The sequence below is a fragment of the Natronomonas sp. genome, assembly GCF_046710025.1.
Lineage (GTDB): Archaea > Halobacteriota > Halobacteria > Halobacteriales > Haloarculaceae > Natronomonas.
Genome location: NZ_JBKEGK010000124.1, coordinates 1 through 7,596 on the forward strand (window position 1 = coordinate 1; position 7,596 = coordinate 7,596).

The window sequence follows — 7,596 nt, forward strand, 5'->3', positions numbered from 1 at the left end:
GAGTACGGGTGGCGCGATGTGGTGTGGATCGTCAGATGGCATTACCGCCGGTTTCTCGGTGACTATCCGGACGCGGACAGACGAGACGCCGAAGCGGCATTTGAGCAAAACGATTTCGAGGACGTTCGATCGGCCATCGGGGGCGCGGTTGGTGCTGAGACCGTCCGGAACGCGCTCAAGAGTCTGCGGTCATTGGGGGGCGTTGATATCCCGGTCGCCTCGGCAATGCTGTTTTTCATCCACCCCGAGGCCTACCTCGTGGTTGGCGAGCGCGCGTGGACCGCCCTCGAAACGGCTGAGGAACTGTCAGCGTCGTACCCGGACTTGCTAACGGTGAACGCCTACGAACGGTATCTCGGCGCGTGCAGGACTGTCGCCGAGCGGTGTGGGTGTGATCTCTGGACGCTCTATCGGGCGTTGTGGCGGCGCTCGAAGCGCGAGTGAACGCGATTCAGGCGGATCTCGGGTCGGTGCTCGAACGACCCCATACAGCAGACTCTCGATCGATCTATATTTAATCAAAGTTAATTTTATTTTGTTTGCGGTAGAAAATGCCGCCATGGAAATCCGTGAGGCCACTACGAATGACGGTCCGGCGATACGATCAATCGCGCTGTGGTCGCTACAGACATCGTATTGGATCGACGTTCAAACGATAAAAAGCGCAGTCATGCAGTGGTACGGCGTCGACAGCTTCGTCGACCGTCTCGAGGACGATGACGAGCTCCTCCTCGTCGTCGAGCTGGATGGTCAGCCGGTCGCGTTCTCCGACAGCGTTCTCGTCGACAATCGGGGAGATATTAATTGGATCCACGTCGCCGGAAACCACCGCGGAGAGGGAATCGGACGGAAACTCTACGAGGCGACGCGTGAGCATCTCGAGACGAGCGGTGCCGAGACGATCCGCGGGCTCGTTTTGGGTATCAACACCGACGGCAATCGCTTCTATGAGCACTGCGGGCTGAAAAAGGTCAGCGAACGCACCGTCCAGGTCGGCGACCGTGAGTTCACCGAAAACATCTATCTTGACGAGGATCGCGAGGACCCCGAACCGATTCTCGTCGAAGGAGATGAACTGTATATCGACCGCGCGGACTCTGAACGTGGCTCAAAGGCATCATTCTACGTCGTCTACGAGGAGATGAATCTTGAGACGCCCTACAGCTACTACTGTGGGAACTGCGAGTCGATTGTCATGTCGATGGACCCAGCGGGACAACTCCTCTGTGAGGAATGTGACAACCACGTGGAGCCGACGCGGTGGGACGCCGCATACGTTTGACTTTGTTGACCGAGGCGTTCGTAGTTCCCGTGCCGGTTGTCAGCGGTTGTGTGAGCAGTGACAGATAGTAGGCCGTTCTGTGAACCGCGAACGACATATAAGATGAAACTACAGTTGGTCCCGCTCAGTCCCGCCGTCGGCCATCCGTCGCTCGCCACGGGGGAACCACGCGAGTTCGTGATCGGCGTCAAGGCTTGCGACGACAGCATCGTCAAGCGAGACTCTGTCGGCGTGATTGTGCATGCAACCGACGACATCGCCGGAGTCGATTTCGACGCGGTAGAGGACAGTCGGCCCAAGATACCGACGGTGAACGACCTCGCCGTTCGCCTCGGCGGGGTCGGCCGGGCGGGCACGGACGTCGTCCGGCCGGACCATCAGGTCAATCTCGGAACCGTGGTAGGCGTCGGTGAGCCCGTGGATGCGGTCGAGCGGTACGCAGCCGACGTCGGTCTCGACGCAGTCGTCTTTGACCCGCCCTGCGACGAACGACGCGTGTCCGAGAAAGCCCGCGACGAACCTGGACTCGGGCTGTTGGAACACCTCTTCAGGGGTTCCGATCTGTTCGATCTGTCCCTCGCTCATCACCGCAACCCGGTCGGAGATGGACATCGCCTCCTCTTGATCGTGGGTAACCGAGACGGCCGTGACGCCAGCTTTTTTGAGAATCTCGCGGACCTCCTCGCGCATCTCGACACGGAGGTCAACATCGAGGTTCGAGAAGGGCTCGTCCAATAACAACAGTTGCGGTTCCGGGGCGAGCGAGCGCGCGAGCGCGACGCGCTGCTGTTGGCCACCCGAAAGTTCCTCGGGTGACTTCTCGCCGTGATCAGCGAGCCCGACGAGTTCGAGGAGTTCGTCGACACGCGCCTCGCGTTCCGCCTCGGACCACTCTTCGATGCCGAAGGCGATGTTCTCACGCGCCGAGAGATGTGGAAACAGCGCGAACTCCTGGAAAACGACACCGACGTCCCGGCGCTCCGCCGGGACGAACTCGGGGCCGCTGACGGCAGTGCCGTCGAGCCGGACGGACCCGCCATCGGGGCGTTCGAGTCCGGCGATCAGACGGAGCGTCGTGGTCTTTCCGCAACCCGAGGGACCGAGCAGGGTGAGCAACTCGCCGTCTCGAACGCGTACGGAGAGGTCATGAATGATGCTCGTCCCGTCGTAGGACTTCTCCAGTCCGTCGAGTTCCAGCACCGTTCGGGTCGTCGAGAGAGACGTCCGGGTCGCGCTGCGTCCCTGCACGTCACTGGACACCGGCGTCACCTCCCGCCGTTCGACCGGGCGCATCTGCGATCATTACCCCCAGTTTGTTTAGGTAGACCAAAAACCCTTCCGTTCGATGCCACCCGCAAAGACCGAACGTTTACGACGGTCCCCGGCGAGAGCGTAGCCATGCCAGACGTAGCCGTCATCGGCGCCTCGATGACCGAATTCGGCCAACGGGAGGCGTGGGTTCGGGAGTTGCTCGCCGAAGCTGGAACGGCGTGTCTCGACGACGCCGGCGTCTCGCCGGAATCGGTAGAGCACCTCTACGTGTCGAACATGGCCAGCGGCGAGTTCGAGGGACAGACTGGTGTGCCGAACGCGCTCGGCCACGACCTTGCCGCGGTGCCCGCCTACACCCAACGCGTCGATCAGACCTCCGCCTCGGGCGGGGCGGGGATCTACGCCGCTTGGCAGTCCGTCGCGAGCGGAGCCTCCGAGATGACGCTTCTGGTCGGCGGTGAGAAGATGACCCACCGGACAACCGGTGAGGCGACCGACGTGATCGCCTCATTGACCCACCCGGTCGAGTACAAACAGGGCGTGACGCTGCCGTCGTTCGCGGGGCTCACAGCGCGGCTCTACCTCGACCGCTTTGACGCGCCGCGGGAGAGCCTTGCGAAGGTCGCGGTCAAAAACCACGCCAACGGCGTCCGGAACCCCCACGCGCAGTTCCGAAAGGAGATAGACGTCGAAACCGCGATGGAAGCGCCGATGGTCGCCGACCCGCTCCGGCTGTACGATTTCTGTCCGATAACCGATGGCTCGGCGGCGCTTCTGTTCTGTTCGGAGCGGACTGCGAAGGAGTACACCGATGAGTACGCCGTCGTCTCGGGTGTTGGCGGCGCGACCGACACCCACGTGGTTCACGAGCGCGTCGATCCGACGACGATGGGCGGCGTCGTCGAGTCCGGTAGGGAGGCCTACGAGATGGCGGATATAGCGCCGGAGGATGTCGATGTAGCCGAGCTTCACGACATGTTCACGATCCTCGAATTTCTCCAGATGGAGGGGCTCGGCTTCGCGCCAAACGGTGAGGCCTGGCGCGAAATCGAACAGGGAACGACTCGGCTTGACGGTGATCTTCCGGTCAACACCTCCGGCGGGCTGAAATCGAAGGGCCACCCACTCGGCGCCTCCGGGGTCGCCCAAGGGTACGAAATATACAAGCAACTCGTTGGGGAGGCGGGCAAACGACAGGTCGATGCGGACGTCGGCCTGGCCTGTAACGTCGGCGGGTTCGGAAACTGCGTGACTACCACCGTCATGGAGGCCGGACGATGACAATGGAGGCCTACCGCTACGAGGACGGCTCCATCACGTATCCGGGTCACCCTCGGGGGCCGAACGGTGACGACCCGGTCGCGACGATCGACCTAAGCGACCACGCCGCCGAGGTGGTCACTTGGACGACCTCGAACGCAACACCGCCGGGGGTCCGCGAACCGAACCACCTCGCGATCGTCGAGTTCGACATCGACGGACAGGCTGTTCGGGCGCTCTGTCAACTCACCACAGGTGAGGTGTCGATCGGTGACGAAGTTCGCCCGGTGTACTGTGAAGAGCTTCGCGATCCAGGGGCTGGCATCCGCGACGCCGCAAGCCAGTCGTGGGACGGCTACCGCTTCGAGCCACTCGAGTAGCGGTTCACCGGTTCTCGTTCGGTCACTGGCCCTCGTCGTCGTCGGGCGCGTCGACATCCCCGTTCTCCCCGTCGGTTTCCTCCGAACCGTCTTCGACGGTCCGCTTGATCGACGCCAGTTCCTCATCGACATCGATGCCGATCGCGTCGTCGCGCTCCGTCTGGCTGTCTGATTCGGCCTGAGATGATCGGTCCGGTTCGGCTCCCCGATCGGGTCGCGTCTCCGGTTCTTCCCCTCCGCCCTGTGCGGTACGATCGCGTTCGGACTGCGATGTGTCCCCTTCGATCGCCTCCGAGAGGCGGTCGTCGACTTCTGCCCTGAGACCCCGTGCCTCCTCGAGCAGCCGCTGTACCTCGGGGTTCGAGGGATCGCCCCGGGCGGCCGACTGGAGTTCGGCGAGGGCGCCATCGAGCCGGCGGAGGGTTTCACGACTCGTTGCGGCGAGTCGATCCCCGGTCAGCGTCTCGGATCGCGTTCCTCCCGACGCCGCCTCAATCGGTCGGCCATCGGCGACCCGAAGCGCCGCAGCCAACAGCTCCAGCGACCGAATCGCGGCTTCCAACAGCGCGATGGTCGCCGGGATGGTGTACTGTTCGGTAAACCGGAGGAGTTCGCCGGGACTCGGGGGGCGGGGAAGCCCCAAGGGTCCCTCCGGAGGGGCTTCGAGTTCCGCCCGGAGCGCTTCGAGCGTCTCGGAGAGTTCGGCCGTCGCCTCGGCCAACTCACGTTCGCGGTCGTCCATACAGGGAGTGGGGCGGCGAGAGTCAAAACAGTACGGTGCCTCAGTGTTCCGGTCAACCCGACTGAGGTTTAGGCGCACCAAAACACTTTATATCAGTCGATCCTGAGAGGGGTGTAATGCCAACTACTGTCGACGCGGATGAGCCGGTCGGGCTCCAGATTCACGCGACATCTCCGGATCGGTCGGTGTTCACCGAGCCGGACAACAGCGACGGATGGATCGCGACCGACTTCACCGTCGAGGTTCGGCGCTAAGATCGCGCGTTAGTTTGTCGCCGACTCGAGCACTAGCGTGTCGTCTTCAAGATAGTGTTCGAGGTGGTGGGCGTGCTCCTCAACCGTCTCGAGGGTGTCACGCAGGAGTTCCTCGCTCGCGTAGTCGCCGAGTTCGTTCGTGAGGCCGATATGGTCGCGGAGCGATTCAATGATGACGCCGAAAGCTTCCATGTCGTTCTCGATGGAGGTTCGAACGTCGTAGACGTCATCGCCTTCGGGGTCGATAGGTGCGTACTCCTCGTAGGTTGCGCCGCCCGAAAGCGGAACGCCGCCGATCGCTTGGGCGCGCTCGGCGAGTTCGTCCGCGCTCTCCTCTAGGTCCTCGGTGATTTCGCCGAGATACTCGTGAACATCGAGAAACTCCGCGCCCTCGACGTTCCAGTGGTGCTTTTTGATCTGGTGGTACAGGACGTACGTCGCCGCGAGGTCGGTGTTCAACGCATCGACGATCTGCTCTGCTTTCTCGGAGTCGATCTTCAGTGCGGTCTCCTCGACGCTTCCAGCCTGACGGCGTACAGTCTCTTGGGTGCTCATACAATACATGGTACGACCGGCAGCTACTTAAATGTTTCTACGAACACAATTATATTTCGAGATTCAAAAAATAATATTTCACTTTGGCGGCTAAGATCGGGACCGGTGAGACGCGATACCGGGCGCCTGCGGGCAGTTCGCACGGTCGGAGGCGTTCATAAGCGCTTTTATGCGGTGACGCAGTACGAAGATGTACAGCCTACGCGGGGTTGTGATGCTCCTAGCCCGACAGGACTCAACACGCACCGACTCGGTGCGGAGAACCGGCGGACGCCGGCCGACGGCGGTCCGTCCGCGTTCGACGGCGGGGGAGCGCGAGCCCGCGCGTGGGAGGATCCAATAATGTCAGTATACGTAGATTTCGACGTTCCCGCTGATCTCGAGGACGACGCCATCGAGGCGCTTGAGGTCGCCCGGGACACCGGCTCAGTAAAGAAAGGAACCAACGAGACAACGAAGGCAGTCGAGCGCGGCAACGCCGAGCTCGTCTTCGTCGCCGAGGACGTCAGCCCCGAGGAGGTCGTCATGCACCTGCCTGAGATTGCCACCGAAAAGGACGTTCCGTACGTCTTCGTCGGCACGCAGGACGATATCGGCCATGCCGCCGGGCTCCAGGTCGGCAGCGCCGCCGCCGCCATCGTCGATGCTGGCGAGGCGGACGACGACGTCGAATCCATCGCCGAGAAGGTTGAGGAACTCCAGTAGGTGAGTGAGTATGAGCGCTGAAAACGAAGGGGACGGCGCGACCCCCGCCGAAGTAATCGAGATCGTCGGCAAGACCGGCATGCATGGCGAGGCCATGCAGGTCAAATGCCGGATCAAGGAGGGTGAAAACCAAGGGCGTATTATCGCCCGGAACGTCCTCGGACCGGTCCGTGTCGGCGACGTGCTACAGCTTCGTGAGACGGCCCGTGAGGCCGACTCGATCGGAGGACAATAATGGTTCAAGAACGCACCTGCGACTACAGCGGCCAAGAGATCGAACCCGGCACCGGTACGATGTACGTCAAGAACGACGGCACGGTGCTTTGGTTTGCGGACGCGAAGTGCGAAAAGAACTACCGAATGGGCAGAGAGGCCAGAGACCTCGAGTGGATCGGCGACGATGACGAGGCGGCCGACACCGAGGCCGAGACGGACGCCGGCACTGAAGATGACGCGGCTGACGCCGATGTCGAGGCTGAGGAGAGCGAAGCCACTGAGGACGAAGCCGACGAAACTGAAGCGGAATCCGTCGACGACGAAACCGAGGCCGACGGCGAGGCGGAAGCCGAGGGGGCCGAGGTTGACGAGGAGGTCGACGCGTAGATGGCCGACACCGAGCGGACCTTCGTCATGGTCAAGCCCGACGGGGTCCAGCGCGGTCTAATCGGCGACATCGTCTCGCGGTTTGAGGAGCGTGGGCTGAAGCTTGTCGCCGGCAAGTTCATGCAGATTGACGACGAACTCGCGCGCGAACACTACGCAGAACACGTCGACAAACCGTTCTTCGACGACCTCTCCGGCTTCATCACCTCGGGGCCGGTCTTCGCGATGGTCTGGGAGGGCCAAGACGCGGTTGCGCAGGTCCGAACGATGATGGGCGAGACCGACCCTGCCGAGTCCGCGCCGGGCACGATCCGCGGCGACTTCGGGCTCGACCTCGGCCGAAACGTCATCCACGGTTCGGACACCGAGGAGGGCTCCGCCGAGCGCGAGATCGGCCTGTTCTTCGACGACGAGGAACTGCACGACTACGACCGGATCGACGAAGCCTGGCTGTACGAGTAAGGCCACTTTTACACGCCACTCCCTTTACGAGAACCCGCGCGCCGTTCGGCAGGCGACACCGGTTCTCGGCGGCGTGGGGAA

Annotated in this window: 12 protein-coding genes; 9 read left to right on the forward strand and 3 right to left on the reverse strand. The window is 62.5% G+C overall.

All coding sequences use genetic code 11. The annotated features are described in order from the left end of the window. Together ACI944_RS09310 and ACI944_RS09315 are read left to right on the forward strand one after the other, a co-directional pair. The coding region (locus tag ACI944_RS09310; protein WP_411718770.1) for a hypothetical protein at positions 1-444 on the forward strand (444 nt) is incomplete at its 5' end. Positions 445-559: 115 nt separating this feature from the next. Next, complete coding sequence (locus ACI944_RS09315; RefSeq protein ID WP_411718771.1) at positions 560-1,282, forward strand: GNAT family N-acetyltransferase; 723 nt, start codon at positions 560-562, stop codon at positions 1,280-1,282. Positions 1,283-1,390: 108 nt separating this feature from the next. On the opposite strand, the gene ACI944_RS09320 is transcribed toward ACI944_RS09315, so the two are convergent. Beyond that, on the reverse strand, positions 1,391-2,575 hold the full coding sequence (locus ACI944_RS09320) for an ABC transporter ATP-binding protein (protein WP_411718772.1): 1,185 nt from the start codon (positions 2,573-2,575) through the stop codon (positions 1,391-1,393). A gap of 105 nt (positions 2,576-2,680) precedes the next feature. Here ACI944_RS09320 and ACI944_RS09325 point away from each other — a divergent pair, with 105 nt between their 5' ends. Both ACI944_RS09325 and ACI944_RS09330 read left to right on the forward strand, forming a co-directional pair. Then, the gene (locus tag ACI944_RS09325; protein WP_411718773.1) at positions 2,681-3,835 is read left to right on the forward strand and encodes a thiolase C-terminal domain-containing protein; all 1,155 of its coding nucleotides are present in this window, start codon (positions 2,681-2,683) and stop codon (positions 3,833-3,835) included. Then, positions 3,832-4,194, forward strand: coding sequence for an OB-fold domain-containing protein (locus ACI944_RS09330; RefSeq protein ID WP_411718774.1), 363 nt, complete (start codon positions 3,832-3,834; stop codon positions 4,192-4,194). Before ACI944_RS09325 ends, ACI944_RS09330 begins: the two co-directional genes overlap by 4 nt. Before the next feature lie 22 nt (positions 4,195-4,216). On the opposite strand, the gene ACI944_RS09335 is transcribed toward ACI944_RS09330, so the two are convergent. After that, positions 4,217-4,936 (reverse strand): hypothetical protein, encoded by a 720-nt coding sequence (locus ACI944_RS09335; RefSeq protein WP_411718775.1) that lies wholly within the window; start codon positions 4,934-4,936, stop codon positions 4,217-4,219. A 116-nt stretch (positions 4,937-5,052) separates the two neighbouring features. Here ACI944_RS09335 and ACI944_RS09340 point away from each other — a divergent pair, with 116 nt between their 5' ends. After that, positions 5,053-5,190 carry a hypothetical protein gene (locus ACI944_RS09340; RefSeq protein ID WP_411718776.1) on the forward strand — a complete coding sequence of 46 codons (138 nt, stop codon included), beginning with the start codon at positions 5,053-5,055 and terminating at the stop codon, positions 5,188-5,190. A gap of 9 nt (positions 5,191-5,199) precedes the next feature. On the opposite strand, the gene dpsA is transcribed toward ACI944_RS09340, so the two are convergent. After that, entirely contained in the window at positions 5,200-5,745 is a 546-nt protein-coding gene (gene dpsA, locus ACI944_RS09345) for a DNA starvation/stationary phase protection protein DpsA (RefSeq protein WP_411718777.1), read from the reverse strand. 342 nt (positions 5,746-6,087) lie between these two features. On the opposite strand from dpsA, the gene rpl7ae reads away from it, so the two are divergent. The 4 genes from rpl7ae to ndk are packed head-to-tail and all read left to right on the forward strand — an operon-like array spanning position 6,088 to position 7,515. Continuing rightward, complete coding sequence (gene rpl7ae / locus ACI944_RS09350) at positions 6,088-6,450, forward strand: 50S ribosomal protein L7Ae (RefSeq protein WP_411718778.1); 363 nt, start codon at positions 6,088-6,090, stop codon at positions 6,448-6,450. 10 nt (positions 6,451-6,460) lie between these two features. Then, a complete protein-coding gene (locus ACI944_RS09355; RefSeq protein WP_410320402.1) occupies positions 6,461-6,685 on the forward strand; it encodes a 30S ribosomal protein S28e in 225 nt (74 codons plus the stop codon). After that, positions 6,685-7,053, forward strand: a complete 369-nt coding sequence (locus tag ACI944_RS09360) for a 50S ribosomal protein L24e (RefSeq protein WP_411718779.1) — start codon at positions 6,685-6,687, stop codon at positions 7,051-7,053. The genes ACI944_RS09355 and ACI944_RS09360 overlap by 1 nt, the downstream gene beginning before the upstream one ends. Further along, positions 7,054-7,515, forward strand: a complete 462-nt coding sequence (gene ndk / locus ACI944_RS09365; RefSeq protein WP_411718780.1) for a nucleoside-diphosphate kinase — start codon at positions 7,054-7,056, stop codon at positions 7,513-7,515. Positions 7,516-7,596 lie beyond the last annotated feature (81 nt).

Bases quoted from the DNA above. Each gene is read 5' to 3' on its own strand.
- ACI944_RS09315 (WP_411718771.1), top strand. From the start codon at position 560: ATGGAAATCCGTGAGGCCACTACGAATGACGGTCCGGCGATACGATCA.
- ACI944_RS09320 (WP_411718772.1), bottom strand. From the start codon at position 2,575: ATGCGCCCGGTCGAACGGCGGGAGGTGACGCCGGTGTCCAGTGACGTG.
- ACI944_RS09325 (WP_411718773.1), top strand. From the start codon at position 2,681: ATGCCAGACGTAGCCGTCATCGGCGCCTCGATGACCGAATTCGGCCAA.
- ACI944_RS09330 (WP_411718774.1), top strand. From the start codon at position 3,832: ATGACAATGGAGGCCTACCGCTACGAGGACGGCTCCATCACGTATCCG.
- ACI944_RS09335 (WP_411718775.1), bottom strand. From the start codon at position 4,936: ATGGACGACCGCGAACGTGAGTTGGCCGAGGCGACGGCCGAACTCTCC.
- ACI944_RS09340 (WP_411718776.1), top strand. From the start codon at position 5,053: ATGCCAACTACTGTCGACGCGGATGAGCCGGTCGGGCTCCAGATTCAC.
- dpsA (WP_411718777.1), bottom strand. From the start codon at position 5,745: ATGAGCACCCAAGAGACTGTACGCCGTCAGGCTGGAAGCGTCGAGGAG.
- rpl7ae (WP_411718778.1), top strand. From the start codon at position 6,088: ATGTCAGTATACGTAGATTTCGACGTTCCCGCTGATCTCGAGGACGAC.
- ACI944_RS09355 (WP_410320402.1), top strand. From the start codon at position 6,461: ATGAGCGCTGAAAACGAAGGGGACGGCGCGACCCCCGCCGAAGTAATC.
- ACI944_RS09360 (WP_411718779.1), top strand. From the start codon at position 6,685: ATGGTTCAAGAACGCACCTGCGACTACAGCGGCCAAGAGATCGAACCC.
- ndk (WP_411718780.1), top strand. From the start codon at position 7,054: ATGGCCGACACCGAGCGGACCTTCGTCATGGTCAAGCCCGACGGGGTC.